The 18,713-nt window shown below is 46.2% G+C and carries 15 protein-coding genes, 1 tRNA gene and 2 pseudogenes; 6 read left to right on the top strand and 12 right to left on the bottom strand.

What is annotated here, in order from left to right; genetic code table 11:
* Positions 1-10: 10 nt before the first annotated feature.
* Positions 11-256: pseudogene (locus ICN47_RS03080) on the bottom strand (BrnT family toxin); the annotation flags it as partial.
* A gap of 237 nt (positions 257-493) precedes the next feature.
* On the opposite strand from ICN47_RS03080, the gene ICN47_RS03075 reads away from it, so the two are divergent.
* The 3 genes from ICN47_RS03075 to ICN47_RS03065 all read left to right on the top strand — a co-directional run bounded on the left by ICN47_RS03075 (position 494) and on the right by ICN47_RS03065 (position 1,576).
* The gene (locus ICN47_RS03075) at positions 494-817 is read left to right on the top strand and encodes a type II toxin-antitoxin system RelE/ParE family toxin (protein ID WP_072582000.1); all 324 of its coding nucleotides are present in this window, start codon (positions 494-496) and stop codon (positions 815-817) included.
* Positions 814-1,125, top strand: a complete 312-nt coding sequence (locus ICN47_RS03070; protein ID WP_370623372.1) for a helix-turn-helix domain-containing protein — start codon at positions 814-816, stop codon at positions 1,123-1,125. The genes ICN47_RS03075 and ICN47_RS03070 overlap by 4 nt, the downstream gene beginning before the upstream one ends.
* A 103-nt stretch (positions 1,126-1,228) precedes the next feature.
* The gene (locus ICN47_RS03065) at positions 1,229-1,576 is read left to right on the top strand and encodes a DUF3024 domain-containing protein (RefSeq protein WP_072582001.1); all 348 of its coding nucleotides are present in this window, start codon (positions 1,229-1,231) and stop codon (positions 1,574-1,576) included.
* A gap of 130 nt (positions 1,577-1,706) precedes the next feature.
* Here the strand turns inward: ICN47_RS03065 and ICN47_RS03060 are convergent.
* A tRNA-Phe gene (locus ICN47_RS03060) sits at positions 1,707-1,782 on the bottom strand.
* 116 nt (positions 1,783-1,898) lie between these two features.
* Between ICN47_RS03060 and ICN47_RS03055 the strand changes: the two genes are divergently transcribed.
* Entirely contained in the window at positions 1,899-2,483 is a 585-nt protein-coding gene (locus ICN47_RS03055) for a DNA-3-methyladenine glycosylase I (protein WP_216218402.1), read from the top strand.
* A 26-nt stretch (positions 2,484-2,509) separates the two neighbouring features.
* On the opposite strand, the gene ICN47_RS03050 is transcribed toward ICN47_RS03055, so the two are convergent.
* The 6 genes from ICN47_RS03050 to def are packed head-to-tail and all read right to left on the bottom strand — an operon-like array spanning position 2,510 to position 8,932.
* Positions 2,510-3,193, bottom strand: a complete 684-nt coding sequence (locus tag ICN47_RS03050; protein WP_216218401.1) for a response regulator — start codon at positions 3,191-3,193, stop codon at positions 2,510-2,512.
* A gap of 2 nt (positions 3,194-3,195) precedes the next feature.
* Positions 3,196-5,511, bottom strand: coding sequence for a PAS domain-containing sensor histidine kinase (locus ICN47_RS03045; protein ID WP_216218400.1), 2,316 nt, complete (start codon positions 5,509-5,511; stop codon positions 3,196-3,198).
* Positions 5,508-6,089, bottom strand: coding sequence for a DUF4390 domain-containing protein (locus ICN47_RS03040; protein ID WP_216218399.1), 582 nt, complete (start codon positions 6,087-6,089; stop codon positions 5,508-5,510). The genes ICN47_RS03045 and ICN47_RS03040 overlap by 4 nt, the downstream gene beginning before the upstream one ends.
* Positions 6,086-7,399 carry a 16S rRNA (cytosine(967)-C(5))-methyltransferase RsmB gene (gene rsmB, locus ICN47_RS03035; protein WP_216218398.1) on the bottom strand — a complete coding sequence of 438 codons (1,314 nt, stop codon included), beginning with the start codon at positions 7,397-7,399 and terminating at the stop codon, positions 6,086-6,088. The genes ICN47_RS03040 and rsmB overlap by 4 nt, the downstream gene beginning before the upstream one ends.
* Positions 7,396-8,409 carry a methionyl-tRNA formyltransferase gene (gene fmt / locus ICN47_RS03030; protein ID WP_216218397.1) on the bottom strand — a complete coding sequence of 338 codons (1,014 nt, stop codon included), beginning with the start codon at positions 8,407-8,409 and terminating at the stop codon, positions 7,396-7,398. Before fmt ends, rsmB begins: the two co-directional genes overlap by 4 nt.
* A gap of 7 nt (positions 8,410-8,416) precedes the next feature.
* Positions 8,417-8,932 carry a peptide deformylase gene (def, locus tag ICN47_RS03025; protein WP_216218396.1) on the bottom strand — a complete coding sequence of 172 codons (516 nt, stop codon included), beginning with the start codon at positions 8,930-8,932 and terminating at the stop codon, positions 8,417-8,419.
* Positions 8,933-9,003: 71 nt separating this feature from the next.
* On the opposite strand from def, the gene dprA reads away from it, so the two are divergent.
* Entirely contained in the window at positions 9,004-9,690 is a 687-nt protein-coding gene (dprA, locus tag ICN47_RS03020; protein WP_255538905.1) for a DNA-processing protein DprA, read from the top strand.
* A gap of 205 nt (positions 9,691-9,895) precedes the next feature.
* The gene (locus tag ICN47_RS03015) at positions 9,896-12,568 is read left to right on the top strand and encodes a DNA topoisomerase III (RefSeq protein ID WP_370626246.1); all 2,673 of its coding nucleotides are present in this window, start codon (positions 9,896-9,898) and stop codon (positions 12,566-12,568) included.
* A 59-nt stretch (positions 12,569-12,627) separates the two neighbouring features.
* Here ICN47_RS03015 and mnmC read toward each other — a convergent pair.
* From mnmC to yidC, 4 genes and pseudogenes are all read right to left on the bottom strand, one after another.
* Positions 12,628-13,629, bottom strand: a pseudogene (mnmC, locus tag ICN47_RS12920) (FAD-dependent 5-carboxymethylaminomethyl-2-thiouridine(34) oxidoreductase MnmC); the annotation flags it as partial.
* A gap of 40 nt (positions 13,630-13,669) precedes the next feature.
* A complete protein-coding gene (locus ICN47_RS03010; protein ID WP_216218394.1) occupies positions 13,670-15,535 on the bottom strand; it encodes a phosphoenolpyruvate carboxykinase (GTP) in 1,866 nt (621 codons plus the stop codon).
* Positions 15,536-15,625: 90 nt separating this feature from the next.
* The gene (mnmE, locus tag ICN47_RS03005) at positions 15,626-16,987 is read right to left on the bottom strand and encodes a tRNA uridine-5-carboxymethylaminomethyl(34) synthesis GTPase MnmE (RefSeq protein ID WP_216218648.1); all 1,362 of its coding nucleotides are present in this window, start codon (positions 16,985-16,987) and stop codon (positions 15,626-15,628) included.
* A gap of 43 nt (positions 16,988-17,030) precedes the next feature.
* Positions 17,031-18,704, bottom strand: coding sequence for a membrane protein insertase YidC (gene yidC / locus ICN47_RS03000; protein WP_216218393.1), 1,674 nt, complete (start codon positions 18,702-18,704; stop codon positions 17,031-17,033).
* Positions 18,705-18,713: the final 9 nt, after the last annotated feature.

Genomic DNA, 18,713 nt, shown 5'->3' with positions numbered 1-18,713 from the left:
TTCATCACCTTTAATAAGCTTTTGACTCTTTAGGGGTTGCCTTACGAGCCGAAATAATACGAACGATATTACCCTCGCTTCGATAACAATGGCAAACCAAAATCACACGAAGAGAATGGCTTGCTCCCAGCAAGATAAATCTGTCTTCGTCCTCCGAATGATCGGGGTCGGAAATTAACTTAGCACTTTCATCATAAAACACAGATTTCGCCTCTTCAAATGAAATACCGTGTTTCTTCAGATTGGCTGAAGCTTTTCTGGGTTCCCATTCAAATCGTAACTAAGTTATATGTACATTGTACATATATTAATTAGAAGGAACAAGTCCGCCTGACCAAAAGAAAATGCCCCGCACGAAGCAGGGCATTATTTGAGTTTGGTGCCCCGGGGCGGAATAGACCAGGGCCGAGGATGTTTAATTCCGCCTCTAGACTGTTGCTTTAAAAGACAATTTACTCTTGCTCAATGTTAACAAATTTGTTAACATACACGGATGAGCTATTCCATCCTTTATTACAGCGAGCAGGTTCAAGAAGACATTATGAATCTTCCCGACACGCTTCAAGCTCGCTATATTGGATTGACCACTCGAATGATTGAGCATGGGCCGAATTTAGGCTTGCCTCATACGGATTCATTTGGCGGCGGCTTATTTGAATTAAGACTTAAAGGGGCTGAAGGTATCGCCCGAGTTTTCTTTTGTACGATGGTGGAGAAAGAAATAGTGATGCTCCATAGCTTTATTAAGAAGACTCAAAAGACGCCTGAGAAAGAATTAAAGATTGCGAAAGCACGTATGAAGGAGTGGAAAAAATGACAACACAGAAGAAAACAAAAATGCTTACCCATAAACAAATGATAAGCAAAATGCTTAAAAAGCCAGCTGTAAAAGCCGCAGTCAAAGAACTTGATCGCACTGAATTTGCTATTCTTGATGAGATTCTTACGGCAAGGAAAGAGGCTGGATTAACGCAAGCTCAAGTGGCAAAAAAGATGGGAACGCAAACCCCGGCTATTGCTAGATTAGAAAGCTCTCTGGCTACCGGCAAACATTCCCCAAGCCTAACTACCCTAAGAAAGTATGCGGCGGCCTTGGGCAAGAGAGTTGAGCTTCATTTAGTCTGAGGACGTCTATATCTACTGTAATCATTTCACCCATAATTCATAATGGCTATGTTTGAAATAAAATTGATTGATCAGTTTTACTTTCTGGGACAACTAATCAGATATGGCATTTAGCATTGAACAGCTAGGGGATATTGACTATTTGGTCGGGCAGTGGTGTCTGCTTCTGGCTCCACTTGAAATCAAAAAAGATCTTGATTACGATTACGAAATCGATGGCCAGACTGTAAGTGTTTTTGAAGTTCGCCCTTTGTGGCGTGGAAAACCAGGAGAGTTAACTCGACGACCGTTTGTAAAATTTCGGTATATACAGTCTGAGGCTCTGTGGCATATTTATTGGATGCGAGCCAGCGGAAAATGGCAAGCCTATGAGCCAAATCCAATCTCAAAAGATCTCAATGAGGCACTACAAGTTATTGATGCCGATCAATATGGCTGTTTCTTTGGATAACAAGCTTGGGTTAGTCACCCTAGTTGCATTGCCTTGACTATTAGCTACTCCAGAATAAAAAAAAGATTTATAGTGTCGATGCTAACTTTCAAATGAAAAAAGAGGGCTAGAAGCTCTCTTTTTGAATTCTTGGTGGCCCGGGGCGGAATCGAACCACCGACACAAGGATTTTCAATCCTCTGCTCTACCGACTGAGCTACCAGGCCAAGACTGGGAATTATAAATGAAACTATCATTTAGGCTGGAAAAGGTTGTTTACTCTGCTTGGTCTAGGGCGAACTGGTCTTTTATCGCCGTCTAATCAACCCCTTAGAATCAAGCTATGAAAACACTGATTCGCTGCCCCTGGTGTGAGGGTTTTGATCTGTATCGCCAGTATCACGATACTGAATGGGGGGTTCCACTTCATGACAGCAGGCAGTTATTTGAATTGCTGATATTAGAGGGTGCCCAAGCTGGCCTTTCTTGGTCTACCGTATTAAAGAAACGTGAAAGTTATCGCGAAGCATTTAACCATTTCGACCCAAAGAAGATCGCTCAATATGACGATCAGAAGGTCACAGAATTGTTATCAAATCCTGGAATCATTCGCAATCGCCTTAAAGTAGCCGCCACGATTGGTAACGCTAAAGCTTATTTGGCGCTAGAAAAAAGCGGGCAACCATTTAATCAATTTCTTTGGTCATTTGTTAAAAACAAACCTATTCAAAATAAGCGTCGTTCTTTAAGCGAGGTACCGGCAAGTTCGCCCGAATCAGATGCTATGAGCAAGGCATTGCTAAAAGCTGATTTTAAGTTTGTAGGCACAACTATTTGTTATGCCTTTATGCAAGCTAGCGGAATGATCAATGATCATCTCGTCTCTTGTCATCGATATTCTGCTGTAAAAAAGAATGAGGATGCTTAAGGCTCTTTACTGCGATTGGGGGTGCTTTATTGACTTTCACCTTTATTGCGCGAGGTGTCAATGCCCAAGGCTTTGAGCTTGCGATACAAGTGGGTACGCTCGAGACCAGTGTAGTCAGAAATCTTGGTCATGCTACCGCCCATCATTTGCATTTGATGTTCAAAGTAGGCTTTCTCAAAGAGATCACGGGCTTCTCTAAGAGGCAGATCAAAATACGTTTTTGCAATCCCACTGATGTATTCGCCTTCGGGGGCTGCCTGAGCAGGCGCTTCACTTGCCGCAGCTTTTGGTACAGCGCTAGCACTAGCTTGAATTGCTTTTTCTTCTTCGGGCTCAACGTATTTTGGTGAAAGCTCTAAAGCTTTGTTCACTGTCTTCAGTAGCTTTTGAAGGGCAATAGGCTTTTCTAAGAAATTCAGAGCGCCAATGCGCGTGGCTTCAACTGCAGTATCAATCGTGGCGTGGCCAGACATCATGACTACTGGCATCGTGAGGTGACCAGTTTTAGACCACTCCTTCAACAAAGTAATCCCATCGGTTTCTGGCATCCAAATATCTAATAGCACGAGATCAGGGCGCATCTGCTCGCGAATGGTACGAGCTTGTACCGCACTCTCTGCCGAATAAACAGTGTGCCCCTCATCCGTCAGAATCTCATTGAGAAGCTCACGAATTCCCATCTCGTCATCCACAACCAAAATACTAGCCATGCTTAGACTGCCTCTTTTGCTAGATTCATAAATAGAACTGATACTTGTGCGCCAACCACTACATCTCCCTGCATACGGTTTCGTATTTCGATTTTGGCAGAGTGATCTTCAATAATTTTTTTAACCACTGCCAAACCTAATCCAGTACCTTTGCTCTTCGTCGTTACATATGGTTCAAATGCTCTTGCCAATATCTTAGCTGGAAAACCAGTTCCACTATCACTTATTGTTAAGCGCACTGCATTTTGTACTTTTCCACTTTGCTCGCCATAAGGCACCAACTCTGTTTTTACTTCAACAGATGCATCAGGATTTTCACCTTCTAGCGTAGCGTCCTGGGCATTTTGGAGCAAATTGTGAATCACTTGTCGCAATTGTGTAGGGTCGCCCATGATATCGGGACAACCTGGATCCAACTGTGTTCGAATGGGGCTACCCTCATACAAACCCAAGATCTCTTTGGTCAAGGTATTGATGGAAATAGGCTTTAGCTGCGGACTTGGTGTCTTCGCGAAATCTCTAAAATCATTAACCATCTCTTTCATAGCCTGCACTTGGCCAATGATGGTTTCTGTACTCCGATTAATCATGTCCTCTTGCTCAGGACTCAACTTACCCGCCAACTTATGTTGCAGTCTTTCTGCGGAGAGCTGAATCGGCGTTAATGGATTTTTAATCTCGTGTGCTAAACGCCGCGCTACTTCACTCCAAGCGATAGACCTTTGCGCTGTTACTACGTCGGTAATGTCGTCAAAAACCACCATACGCAATTCAGGCGTTAACTCCGTGCCGCGAACGAACAAAGTCACGCCAAGCTCATTCTCATACTCGTTGGTAGCATGTAGCTGAATTTGTTTTTGCCAGACTGCGCCACTGGCTTGGGCTTTATCCGTCTTACTAGGCTTATCTGTACCCTCACTCGCAACCGCAAGCTTCATGGTGGCAAAACCCCCCTTAATCGCTTCTTCAAACTCCAAGAGGGTTGGACTGTGGCTTAAAGGCATGCCTCCTATGCTGGCGAGGTCTTGCCCAAAAATACGGTCTGCTCCTGCATTACTAGAAACCACGTTGTAATCTTTATCAAAGATACATACGCCAGCCGTTAAATTTCCCAGCACGGTCTCTAAGAAGGATTTGGATTCTTGCAAAGAAGTGCGTGTATCGGCCAGCTGTCTGGTCATCACATTAAATTGCCTAGTGAGCATCCCTAACTCATCACCCGTATCGAGTTCTGGCTTGGGCGATAAGTCACCCTGCGCAACTGCTTGGGTGCCCTTTAAGAGCATCAATAAAGGACGCGCTAATTGACGCCCCAAGGTAAGCGCTAAGGTAATCGCCACAAACACGGCAAAGAACAAAGTCAGCGTGAGCGTTCCAACAAACATTTTTCGTAGCCCTGATCGACCCAGGGACTTTTCTTGGTAGTCGCTATAGGCGGCTTGGACTGCTTGGGTATTTTTAGTAATGCCTTCGGGAACTGTTTTTACCAATTGCAAATACCAAAGTTCTTTTTGGTATTGAGTATTAAGTCCAAAACCCCGCGTGCTTGTGGTGCCGTCTTTAACTAGGGGCAGGATCACACGCAATTGATATTCTTGCGAGCCATTCAAGGCAGAAGGTTCTTCAATATATTTGACGGCACCAATCTTAGATGCTTGATTCATCATCTCAGCGCTTGGTGATGGCGATTGCTTTAATAGCGCTCCGAAGGCGGCCGTTGCAACTACAGCCTGATGGCTGTCATAAATGGTAATTTCTTGAATGCCGAACTGATCCCGCATCCGCGATAGCAACAGCGTTAGTTCAGCTGGACTTGCTTGATTGGGAATACTGCGAATCTGTTCAATCACAATTCGCCCCTCATCTTGAAGCTCAAACAAGGAGCTACTCAATGTGGCGCGACCTAGCTCTAGGCCCGCCTCCAGCGCAGACTCAACCTTAACGTCAAACCAAGTTTCAATACTCCGTGAGACGAACTGCAATGAAACGCCATATAAGATTAAACCCGGAACCACGCCAACCAAAGCAAAGATCATGGCGAGCTTGGCAATTAAGCGTGTACCGAAGTGTCCTCGATACCAACGAACCGCAATTACCCCAACCAATATCAAAATAACCAGCATTAAACAAATGCCGATCACTACATTGGCGGCATAAAGCCAAATAAAGTACTTATCGAAAAATTGAGTATTGGATGATGCGAGAGAGAGCAATACCAATAGGAGCAAAGCAAAAGCGCCAATCATTCCGATCGCCATTGGAATGACTTTTTTTCTCCAAGATTTGGTTACCAAAAAGTCGAGCTTAAATAATCTCATCGCTTAATTAAATTGGGGCCTGTAGGTGAGAAAGGAAAGCGGTACCAGTCGCTGGATACACTCCAATCGCGATTATTTAATGCATTGACCTGAAACGGTTTTGGTAACTTGCTCAGATCCAGATTCATCCTCAGGCCTGCCTGGTAGGATCTGCTTTGGTCAAGCTGAGCGTTATCAATAACGTGCCAGCCGCCAACGCTTCCAACTGCTTGTAGCGCCTCAGCAATGGTTGGCGCTGAAAATGTAAAGCCCTCTGAAGCAATTCGATATTGCTGTGTCAGTGGCTGATAAGAAAGCCGCGTTTGTCGTTGAGCGATCACGGACTTTTCATCAAACCAATACCAGCGCCCACGGGTTAACTCAAACTCTGTTTGGAAATATAAGACCACGCCTTTTTCTACTGCATCCTCTAAGCCTGGTGCTAGCTCGATCTGAAAAGACGCGCTTAATAGCCAGTCGCCCTCTACCTTTTCTAACTCAAAGGATTTAATTTTGATTCCTTCGGCGTTGACTGTTGTCGCAAAGATGCCCAACAACATCAAACCCAAAAGGACAAATTGTTTAATTCTGTGGCTCATGGTCCATTTTTCTTAAACAAGGCGTAGTAAAACCCGTCATTTACTTCTGTAGGCAAAATTTGCCCTGGAGCAGCTAATCGTACCGCATTGCTATGCTCTGCAGCAAACCATATAGCCTGCTCCTCACCCTCTTCTGGAAAGATTGAGCAGGTGACATAGAGCATGAGTCCCTCTGGCTTGAGCATCTTCCATGCTTGATTCAGAATGGCGCGCTGTTTTTGCTGTAAAGACTTGATGTCTGCCTCACGCCTCAAAAATGGAATGTCTGGATGACGCGCCACAATCCCTGATGCTGAGCAAGGTGCATCTAGCAATATCTTGTCAAAAGCTATGCCATCCCACCAACCAGCCTTAGAACCATCGCCCTGTTGGATGCGAACGGAATTCGACTGCAAGCGCAAACGATCTAAATTTCCACCAATTTTTCCCAAGCGCTCTTGATCCAGCTCCAAGGCAAGCAATTTGCAATCGGCTAGCTCTAACAAGTGCGCAGTCTTGCCGCCTGGTGCAGCGCAAGCATCTAACACCAGATCTCCAGGTTGTGGATTTAACAATACGGCAGCTAACTGCGCACCGGCATCTTGAACGGACACTGCCCCGGTGTAGAAACCTGGCAATTCTCCAACAGGGACTGGCTTAGTCAACAACAGCGCTGACGGCAGTTGAACTCCAGCGACCTCATCAACTCCAACAGAGGAAATACCGGCATCGTTCAATAGGTTCTGATATTCGACACGTGTGTGCTGTTTTTGATTCACTCGCAAAATTAAGGGCGCACGCTTTGCCTGAGCAAACAATATTGATTGCCATTGCTTTGGATAATGTCGCTTCAGATTTGCACGCCACCATGCCGGTGCAAACATCGGGATGGGGTCAGGAGGATATTGATCGCTCTCTAATTTTTGTACTAGCAAACTCACTTTACGCAAAACGGCATTTACCAAGCCTTTGGCATACATGGTTTTGTCGTATTCACTACAGGCTTTGACGGCTTGATCAACAATGGTGTGTGCAGGGTAATGATTGCCATCTTCTTTGCCCTGCAAAAATAAGGCAATGGCAACGCTTAGCAAATGATCTACCTCTGGCGGTGGTGGCTTAGGTATGAACTCTTTGATCAACTCATGTGAACGCACCCACTTACGTAATGCATCAAAACTGAGACTTTGAACAATGGGGCGCTCATGCGCCTCTAGCTGATCTAAAACCTCTGTTAACGATCTACCACTGAACACTTCTCCCACAGCCTGTGCAGCGATAGTAATGGCTTCAGAAAGGGGAAGGCTGCGGAGTTTTGTTTGATCGGTCAAATGGATTTGCTCTGAGTTATTGCCTGAAAGCGTAAAACTTTTTCTTGGTCTAGCAGTGATTGCATGCACATAGTTGCACTCATTTTTTTTCCGCCAGGTCTTTGCATTTCTAAAACTTCAATGACGCCTTGTCCACATTGAATAAGGACGCCCTCTTCACTAAACCCTAACACTTCGCCCACATGTCCGTTCTCGCTATAAGACCCTTTGGTAGGAATACGAGAGGTCCAGCACTTTAAAGAGAGGTCATCGATAGTGGCTGTTGCGCCCGGGAAGGGATTAAAGGCGCGAATTTTGTAATCAATCTCCTGTGCGCTAAATGACCAATCGATCTCGCCTTCACTTTTTAAGATCTTTTCAGCATAAGTAATGCCATCGGAATTTTGCGGTGTGCTATTCAGCGCCTTTGTTTGCTCTAAGGCATTTAAGGTCTCCACAATGAGCTTAGCGCCCATTGCCGACAATCGATCATGCAGCGTGGCGCTAGTTTCCTCTGGATTAATGACAAGCTCATCAACCAACACGGTATCGCCTGTATCTAGACCAGCATCCATCTTCATGATGCAAACACCCGTCTTAGAGTCGCCCGCTTCGATCGCTCGCTGAATGGGGGCGGCACCCCGCCAACGCGGCAGCAAAGAGGCGTGAATATTAAAACTTCCATAGCGCGCAGGACGCTGTGTAATGTCTAAAATTTCTTGCGGCAATATCAAGCCATAAGCCACAACCACCATCACATCAAACTCGATCGTAGATAACTGCTGATAAGCAGATTCCGCCTCTGCTTGTTTTTGTATATCAGCACTGTTACGTCTAAGCGTCTGTGGCTGCAGAACCGGAATATTCTTTTCAAGCGCAAATTCTTTAACGGGACTAGCTTGCAAATGCATGCCTCTACCTGCACGACGGTCAGGCTGCGTTAGAACCAATACAATTTCATGGCCTGCATCAACAATAGCCCGCAGTGCTTGCGCAGCAAACTGTGGAGTTCCAGCAAAGACGATTTTCATGGGGCGCTTAGCGCTCTTCCAATAATTCTTTGGCGCGCTTTTTTAGTTTTTGTGAAATGCGCGTGCGCTTGAGCATAGATAAATATTCAACGAATACTTTTCCCTGAAGATGATCTAACTCATGCTGTAAGCACACGGCCAAAAGACCATCGGCTTCAATCTCAAACTCTTTGCCGTTAATGTCTAGGGCCTTTACTTTGACTTGGGCAGGACGCTCCACTTCATCATAAAACTCAGGAACAGAGAGACATCCTTCACGCCATGATTTTTTTTCAGGACTCGCCCAAGTAATTTCTGGATTAATAAAAACCATTAATTCATTTTGCTCGTCTGAGACATCAATCACCACAATGCGCTCATGAATGTCTACTTGTGTTGCGGCCAAACCTACACCCGGCGCCTCATACATTGTGTCAGCCATGTCAGCCACAATTTTTTTAATGCGCGAGTCTACTTGTGCCACGGGTTTGGCAACTTTATGCAAACGCGGATCTGGATAGCAAAGGACAGTTAATAAAGCCATGTCGGAATTATCCAACAGACCAATCAGCTCGTGCTGATTGTGGCAATTTTTTTGAAAGTCAAAATCATTTGATGCAAAACCTCTGCCCAAGACCAATCCTACAAATCCAGCGAAACGATAGTTGTTACCCTGTGCGCCTGAACGACTTATATGACCCCCCGAAGCAACTCTTCATCCATGGAGATGCTCACCTATTGAATATGCCCATGATTGCAATTGTGGGCTCTCGTGCAGCCAGCAGCAGCGGGTTGTGCCATGCTGCATTCTTCGCGCAAGCGCTATCAAAAGCGGGCGCCCTGGTCATCTCGGGGCTTGCTAAGGGGGTTGATGGGGCAGCACATCAAGCAGTCCTTAGGCTTGGACAGGGCCACTTAACAGCAGCAGTTTGTGGGACAGGCCTAAACCTTACTTACCCAAGGGAGCATGTGGGCCTTGCAAGGGCCATCAGTCGGCAGGGGCTCCTAATTTCTGAACTCCCCTTGGGTGCGGGGCCAAAACCTTTTCACTTCCCCAGGCGAAATCGCCTCATTGCAGCACTCGCGTTGGGCGTGGTAGTCATTGAAGCCGCAGAAAAGTCTGGCTCACTCATTACCGCACGTCTTGCTGCTGAGATGGGAAGAGAGGTTTTTGCCCTTCCTGGCGCTATTAATAACCCACTTTCGGGCGGCTGCCATAAGCTCATCCAGCAAGGGGCCAAGCTGGTCTGCAATCCAGAAGAGGTTCTGGAGGAGCTCATTTTTAGGAAAAACCCTATTTAAGGTACTTTAAAGTGGGTTTTTAAGCAAAAATCCTTAAAAACTAGGGGCGACATAAGGTCAAAATGGCGCTATTTTGGACTTTTCTTAATTTATCGGTTAATAATAAAAAAGGGGTAAGTAGCGGACCAAAGCCCCCTCTAGGTTAAATTGGTTCACCTTTTTCGCTATTAAAAACATCATTTCAGACTCAAATTTAGGCAAACGCGTGGCTAAAGCATCTACCAAAAGCAGCTCCAAAACCTCAACCGTGGATCACCCCAAGGCCCTGATCATTGCCGAGAAACCCTCGGTAGCCAATGACATTGCTAAAGCACTTGGCGGATTTACCAAACATGAGGATTATTTTGAGAACGACGACTTCGTTATTTCATCCGCTGTTGGCCACCTTCTAGAAATAGCAGCCCCCGAAGAGTTTGACGTTAAACGCGGTAAGTGGTCGTTTGCCAATTTGCCAGTTGTCCCCCCTTACTTTGATTTGCGCCCGATCGTCAAAACCGAATCGCGTCTCAAAGTCCTTCAAAGGTTAATTAAACGCAAAGACATTACTTCATTAATTAATGCCTGTGACGCGGGACGTGAGGGTGAGTTAATTTTTCGCTTGATTGCACAACACGCCAAAGCATCGCAATCGATCCAAAGGCTCTGGTTGCAATCGATGACGCCAGCAGCCATCCGAGATGGCTTTGCAAATCTTCGCTCAGATGTAGAAATGCAACCCTTGGCTGATGCAGCACGTTGTCGCTCTGAAGCTGATTGGCTCGTAGGCATTAACGGCACGCGCGCCATGACAGCCTTTAATAGCAAGAGTGGTGGTTTTTTCTTAACTACAGTAGGTCGTGTGCAAACGCCTACACTCTCTATTGTGGTTGAGCGAGAAGAGTTGATTCGAAAATTTATTTCTAAAGACTACTGGGAAGTAAAAGCAGAATTTATTGCTTCGGCTGGGATCTACGAGGGTCGCTGGTTTGATCCCAAATTTAAGAAAGATGTGACCGAACCCGACGCACGCGAGAATCGCCTGTGGAGCGAAGCGGCTGCGCAAAGCATTGTTGCTGCCTGCCGCGATAAGAAGGCCACCGTCACCGAAGAGGCCAAACCCGCAACTCAACTCGCGCCACAGCTCTTTGACTTAACGAGCTTGCAACGCGAAGCAAATGCCCGCTTTGGTTTTTCTGCAAAAAATACCTTGGGTTTGGCCCAAGCGCTCTATGAGCGTCATAAAGTATTGACCTATCCACGTACCGATGCAAAAGCATTGCCAGAGGATTATTTGGATACCGTGAAGCAAACCATGGAAATCCTGGCTGAGCACTCACAAGAATATCGTCCTTTTGCTAAACAAATTCTGCAGGGCGATCCGAAGGATCCAAAAGCAAAGGCGGGTTATGGTTGGATCAAGCCAAACAAACGCATCTTTGATAACACCAAAATTTCAGATCACTTTGCGATTATTCCAACGCTGGAAACACCAAAGAATTTAAGTGAGCCTGAATTTAAGTTATATGACTTGGTCGTACGTCGTTTCTTGGCGGTCTTTTATCCAGCCGCAGAATTCCGGGTCACGACCCGTATCACCGAAGCCTCTGGCCATCACTTCAAAACTGAAGGGCGTGTACTGGTTAATCCAGGGTGGCTAACCGTATACGGCAGATCTAATCAGGCAGACGATGAGTTGGTACCTGTACAAGAAGGTGAGAGCGTTCAAACAGAAACCATCGCTGCAGTACCACTTAAAACCAAGCCACCGGCTCGCTATACCGAAGCGACCTTACTCTCAGCAATGGAGAGTGCCGGTAAGTGGGTTGATGATGATGAGATGCGTGAAGCTATGGCAGAAAAAGGCCTTGGCACCCCTGCTACTCGCGCGGCAATCATTGAAGGACTGTTAGCAGAAAAATATATGGTTCGTGAAGCGCGTGAGCTGATTCCAACTGCCAAAGCCTTTCAATTGATGACTTTGCTGCGCGGCTTGGACGTAGAAGAGCTCACTCGCCCAGACCTTACTGGTAGCTGGGAAAACAAGCTGTCGCTGATTGAGCAAGGTAAGATGAATCGCGACACCTTCATGCAAGAGATTGCGCAGATGACTCAGCGCATCGTCAAGCGCGCCAAAGAATACGACAGCGATACGATTCCGGGTGACTATGCGACGATGTCTACGCCGTGCCCACACTGTAAGGGTTCGGTCAAAGAAAACTATCGCCGGTTTGCTTGTGAAAAATGTGGTTTTACTATCAGCAAGACGCCTGGTGGACGCGCATTTGAATATCCAGAAGTAGAAGAACTATTGCGTGAAAAAACCATTGGCCCACTGCAAGGTTTCCGTAGCAAAATGGGGCGTCCATTTGCCGCCATCATCAAACTATCTGAAATTCCAGAAGATGATGCCGACTATCCAAACGCAGGCTTCAAGCTTGAGTTTGACTTTGGTAATACTCAAGATGAAGAAACTGAGGCGATTGATTTCACAGGCCGCCTAGCATTGGGCGTTTGTCCAAAATGTTCTGGTGCCGTTTATGAAGATGGCATGCGTTATGTTTGCGAAAACAATACCGGCCCTAATAAATCTTGTGACTTCAAAACTGGCAAAGTCGTTTTGCAGCAAGAAATTTCTGCGGAACAAATTCAGAAGCTACTCAAAGAAGGCCGCACAGATCTGTTGACCAACTTTAAGTCAAACCGTACTGGCCGTGGCTTTAAAGCCTATCTTGTTTTGGGTGCCGAAGGAAAAACAGGTTTTGAATTTGAGGCTAAAGCCCCTAAGGCTGCAGGCGCCGCTAAGGCACCAGCAAAAAAACGGGCGGGCGCTAGTGCCGCAACTAAATCTGCAGCAAAACCAAAGCGCGTCAGCAAGCCCAAGTCTTCCTCTAGCACTTGAGCGCTGATTAACTTGGCCGCCAGGGCTGACCAGAGAACTCCTCTGGAGCCCAGGGCGGTAGCCAAATAGATTCCGGGCCGCTGCGTAAGGGCCCCAATCATCGGCAAGCGATCGCCGGCCACACAACGTACCCCAACAAAATCACCTGAGCTCTGCAAGCCCTCGCGCTTGCCTTGCGAATAATCTACCAAACCTTTGGCCTGCTCGCGATTGAAGTCATCGCTCACACCTCGGGAAGAAAGGTCATCCTCTCCTTCATCGAAAGTCGAACCAACAATCCAGCGATAACTGCCATCGGACATTTGTTCTGCCGGTAGACAGTAGCCATCCCCTGAAATGCCAACATTTGGTAATTTTTCTACCCATGGATCATTTTTCTCAATAGAAAAAATACTCAATTGGCCGCGCACAGGCTTTAATGGCACTCGAATTCCAATGCCGTTTAGAAGCGCCTTGCTTTCCATGGCCGCGGCGATGACTAGCTTATCGGCTGACACAATGACTTCATTCTTTTCGTTAAATAAAAGCCATTGATTATTGAGATTTTCCAAACGCGTTACGCGCGTATTCCAAATACAACTTAGGCGATCGTGATTCTTTAATGCCTGATTGGTAGCATCAGATAAATTTAAAGACGCACCACGCGGTAGCCAAACCCCGCTTTGCGCAATTCCACAAATCTCACTTGCTTCATCTGCACTTAATGGCAACGCCATACTTCCATCAAGCTCTAAAGCGCTGAGGTAGTCAAGCATCTCTGCGCGATCAAACACTTTATCTTTTTTGGTGGGCTGAAAGATGCCATGTTGATTCCATACCTTGCCCCAACGAGATTGGGCCAATAAAAATGCAATGCGCGTTAAGCGCAATAAACGCGGAGAGCCTTTACCTATATGGGGATGTGCGATTGCGTATGCATGACTTGAGCAAGCGCTTGCAGGGGAGGGTGCAGCATCGACAATACAAACTGCTTTGCCGCGCTCGAGCAACTCATTGGTAATGGTTGCACCACAAATGCCTGCCCCAATCACCACTATTTCATGGTGTTGGGGTTTGGTCATTTAACTGAATCTAGATAAAGCGTTTAGTGCTATTGAAAACTTAAGCGTTTAATCGTGCTTCGATTTTTGCGCGAGTTTCTTTCATCTCTTTTGGCAAACGATCGCCAAGGTGATCAAACAACTCTGTATGCAACTTCAGCTCATTCTTCCAGTCGTCAATTCCAACGGTAATGGCCTTAGTAAATTTATCAGCAGAGTAATCAAGGCCGCCCCAGTGCATATCGCTGTACTCAGGAGTAATACCAAATGGCGTTTCTTTGCCGCTTGCTTTGCCTTCTGCACGCTCCAAGATCCAAGAAAGAACACGCATGTTCTCACCAAAGCCCGGCCATACAAACTTGCCATTCTCATCTTTACGGAACCAATTTACACAATAAATCTTCGGCAATACTGCGCCATCAGCCTCTAACTTCTTACCGATGTTCAGCCAATGCTGGAAGTAATCGCTCATGTTGTAGCCAGCGAATGCAATCATGGCAAACGGATCACGACGTACTACACCAATTTGGCCAGTAATTGCAGCTGTAGTTTCGGAGCCCAGAGTTGCAGCCATGTAAACGCCTTCAACCCAATCACGCGCCTCGCTAACCAATGGCACTGTGTTTGAACGACGACCGCCAAACAAGAACGCATCAATTGGAACGCCCTCTGGATCATCCCACTTAGGATCAACTGCAGGGTTGTTCGTTGCAGCAACAGTGAAACGTGAATTTGGATGTGCAGCTTTACGGCCAGATGCGCCATCAGCAGGGGTCCAGTCTTTGCCTTGCCAGTCGATCAAATGTGCAGGAGGTGTTTCTGTCAGACCTTCCCACCAAACATCACCATCATCCGTTAAACCAACGTTGGTGAAAATCACGTCTTGGTTTAATGAATCAATACAGTTTTGATTGGTTTGACGGTTTGTGCCAGGAGCCACACCAAAATATCCAGACTCTGGGTTAATAGCAAACAAGCGGGTTTTGCCAGTAACAGGGTCTTTGCGAGGCTTGATCCAAGCAATGTCGTCACCAATCGTTGTTACTTTCCAGCCATCGAATCCTTTTGGAGGAATCATCATGGAGAAGTTTGTTTTGCCACAAGCAGATGGGAATGCAGCCGCGATATGGTATTTCTTACCAGCAGGGGAAGTTACGCCCAAAATCAGCATATGCTCTGCCAACCAACCTTGTTCACGGCCCATAGTAGAAGCAATGCGCAATGCAAAACACTTCTTACCTAGCAGCGCGTTGCCGCCGTAACCTGAACCGAAGGACCAGATCTCACGAGTTTCTGGGTAATGCACGATGTACTTGTTCTTATTGTTGGGCCATGCAACATCTTTTTCGCCGGCAGCCAATGGCTTACCAACAGTGTGAATGCAAGGAACAAACTCGCCATCAGCGCCAAGCTGATCAATCACCGCTTTACCCATACGGGTCATCAAGCGCATGTTGATTGCAACATAAGGACTGTCAGATAACTCAACGCCGATATGTGCAATTGGTGAGCCAATTGGGCCCATTGAGAATGGCACTACATACATTGTTCTACCGCGCATGCAACCATCAAACAGTGGTTGTAATGTCGCACGCATTTCGCTTGGCTCAACCCAATTATTGGTTGGACCGGCATCTTCTTTTTTCGCGGAACAAATAAAAGTACGATCTTCGACGCGGGCCACATCCTCAGGATCAGAAAGGGCCAAGAAAGAATTTTTACGTTTTGCTGGATTGAGGCGCTTGAATACACCCGCCTGAACTAATAACTCACAGAACTCGTCGTACTCAGCCTGAGATCCATCGCACCAGCGAATGTGATCTGGTTTTGTCAGGGCGGCAACTTCACCAACCCAATCAATTAAGCGCTTATTTTTTACGTAAGCTGGCGCATTGACGTTCATTTGTCCGCTGGTAGCTGTGGTCATGTGTTTTCCTATGAAGATTAAATTTTTTAATCCGACGATTTTAACATTTTGAACATATTTGCGCCTTTGGCCTCGGAGGGGGTGAACCCTTTATTTACCAATGCAGAATTGGCTGAAGATTTTGCCCAAAAGATCGTCTGGAAGAAGCTTTCCGGTGATTTGACCCAGGTGATTTTGGGCCAAAAAGAGCTCTTCTGCGAATAATTCAAGCGAATTGTTGCCATTTGCAGCGAATTCTTCTGATTTTTCAATATGTTCAGCAGCACGCCCTATGCAATCTAAATGCCTTCTTCTGGCCAAAATAGACCCCTCTTGGGGTCCGCCCCAGCCTACGGCCTCTAGAATTTTCTGCTTAAGAGTCTCTATTCCATCGCCAGTTTTGGCGGAAATGAATAAAGCATTCGCTGGGGAGGTTTTGGGCACCTCTGACAGCAAATCCATTTTGTTAAATACCTCTAAAACAGGGCATTTTGAGGAAATTTGGCCCAAAATCTGCTCTCGAAGACCATTGAGATCTGTTTTTGTATCAGCATCATTCAAAAAAATGACTAAATCGGCAGTCCGAATGGCGTCCCAAGATCTTTCAATCCCTTTTGCCTCGACCACATCTTGGGTCTCCCTTAGGCCAGCGGTATCAATGATGTGAATCGGGACGCCCTCAATATTGACGCTTTCCTTTACGCGATCTCTCGTCGTACCAGCAATCGGCGTCACGATGGCAACCTCTTCGCCAGCCAACCTATTTAAGAGAGAGCTTTTGCCAACGTTCGGCGCTCCAGCTAAGACGAGCTGAATACCATCTCGCAAAATTTTTCCCTGCTTAGCTCCCGCTCGCAAAGTTTGTAACTTTGTTTTTACTACCAACAGACGCTGGCGTGCTTGCGCGTTTTCTAAGAACTCAATTTCCTCTTCTGGAAAGTCTAAGGTAGATTCAACCAAGATTCTTAACTGCGTAATCTCCTCAATCAAGGCATTGATGTCGTCAGAGAAAGCACCCTGTAAGGAGCGTGCCGCCCCACGAACAGCGGCCTCACTTTGTGCATCGATTAAATCTGCGATTGCCTCTGCCTGAGCCAAATCAATCTTGTTGTTGAGATAAGCGCGGAGCGTAAACTCTCCAGGATCAGCAATGACCAGCCCTTCGCCTTTTCCAAGCTCAAGGCAGCGTCGCATCACTAACTCAAGGAGCTGTGGGCCGCCATGGCACTGAAGCTCTAAGACATCTTCGCCAGTAAAAGAAGCGGGTGCGGAAAAATAAATAGCAATCAACTCGTCGATGGCTTGGCCATCGTAGTCACGCAAGGTAAGAAGGTTGGCTTGTCTTGGCTTGAGTGTTTTTTGAAAGAGCGCCTTTGTAATGGCCTCTAAATTTTTTCCGCTGATGCGGACCACACCAACCCCGGCCTTACCGGGAGCTGTTGCTACAGCAATGATGGGCAATTGTCTTGTCATCATTGCTGTGCATTTTCCATTGGATCGTTATGCTGATAAAAAATTACTTGGTGTGTTTTTTTCCAAACATCCGATTAATTTGCCATTGCTGTGCGATTGACAATAGGTTATTAACAACCCAATACAACACCAAACCAGCAGGGAAGAAAAAGAACATGACTGAAAATACGATCGGCATATACATCATCACCTTGGCCTGAATTGGGTCTGGTGGTGTTGGGTTCAGCTTTGTTTGAACAAACATGGAAACGGCCATCACCAAAGGCAAGATGTAATAAGGATCAGGGATTGAAAGGTCATGTATCCATAGAATCCAAGGGGCGCCACGCATTTCGACGGACGACAAGAGCACCCAATACAAGGAGATGAAGACTGGGATCTGAATCACTACTGGTAAACAACCGCCTAAAGGGTTAATTTTTTCCTTGCGATACATTTCCATCATGGCTTGGTTAAGCTTTTGTGGCTCTCCCTTGTACTGCTCTTTCATCGCCGTTAAGCGGGGCTGCACCTCTTTCATGCGCGCCATTGATTTATAGCTTGCAGCAGACAGTGGGAAGAACACCAACTTAATCAAAATCGTAAGGAGGATGATGGACCAACCCCAATTGCCAACATAGGTATGAATATTTTCAAGCAACCAAAAAATCGGTTTAGCCAAAATAGTGAGATAGCCGTAGTCTTTTAATAACTCAAGGCCGGGAGCAATGGTTTCTAAAACACGCTCTTCTTGTGGACCAACAAATAGTCGTGCTTTTTCTACAAATACCACGCCCGGCTCGAGACCTGCCAACTGGGTTTGGATACCAACCCGATATAGGTTGTTATCAATCTTCCCCGAATAAATCTCACGTACTAACTTATCTCCAGGAATCCAGGCGCTAGCAAAGTAATGCTGCACCATGGCAACCCAAGCAGGATGGCCTGCAGAGATTTGGGCTGGCGGAGTAAATTTATTTTTTTCAATATCAGTAAACGGAACTTTTTTAAATTTGTCGCCATCGGTATAGATTGCTGGGCCAGTAAAAGTGCTAGCAGAGAAGGCGCCACCGAAGGGGCCAATTTTTGCCTCTTGTGATGCATCACGAACAATCTCGGTATACAAAACCAACGGGGCAGCTGAAGGTTTGGCCTGAGTAACTCGGTGTCCTACATCAACAACATAACTACCAGGATTGAGAATGAAGGTTTTTTCTAATTTAACGCCATCTTTTTCGCTCGCGAGAACCAAGAAGGGCCTGCCAGAACCGTCTTTACCCGACTGAACCAATTTAAAAATACTGGTGTGGTTAGGCAGATTGTTGGCTCCTAGTGCAATTAAGCCTGAACGTGCAATGTAGGTGTGTGTTGGTGTGTGTTGAAAAATTTCAACTGGCTTTTGGTCAGCAGTTAATTCTTTTAATAGCTTTGCATCAATCACGCTGGCGCCATTAGAACTAATTTCCAAAGACAACACATCGTTTTGTAAAACAAACTTTTCTGTATTTTCAATGCTCGCAGTGCTGACCACTGGTTCAGCTGGTGGGGCGGTATTGCCAACAATTTGTACGGGTAGGTCTGCCTTATTGCTGCTGGTTACTTTTTCGGCGCCCACTGGAGCGCTAACTTGGGTGCCACCAAATAAAGAGGGCTTACCTTCGTGAACTTGCCAGTTGTTGTAGAGCATGAGGCCCGACATTGAAAACACGGCCCAAAGAATTGTTTTTTTAAAATCCATTTGTGTTCA

The sequence above is a fragment of the Polynucleobacter sp. AP-Latsch-80-C2 genome, from assembly GCF_018882185.1.
GTDB lineage: Bacteria > Pseudomonadota > Gammaproteobacteria > Burkholderiales > Burkholderiaceae > Polynucleobacter.
The sequence above is the reverse complement of the archived record's forward strand: the minus strand, read 5'-3'. Positions and strand labels throughout refer to the sequence as shown.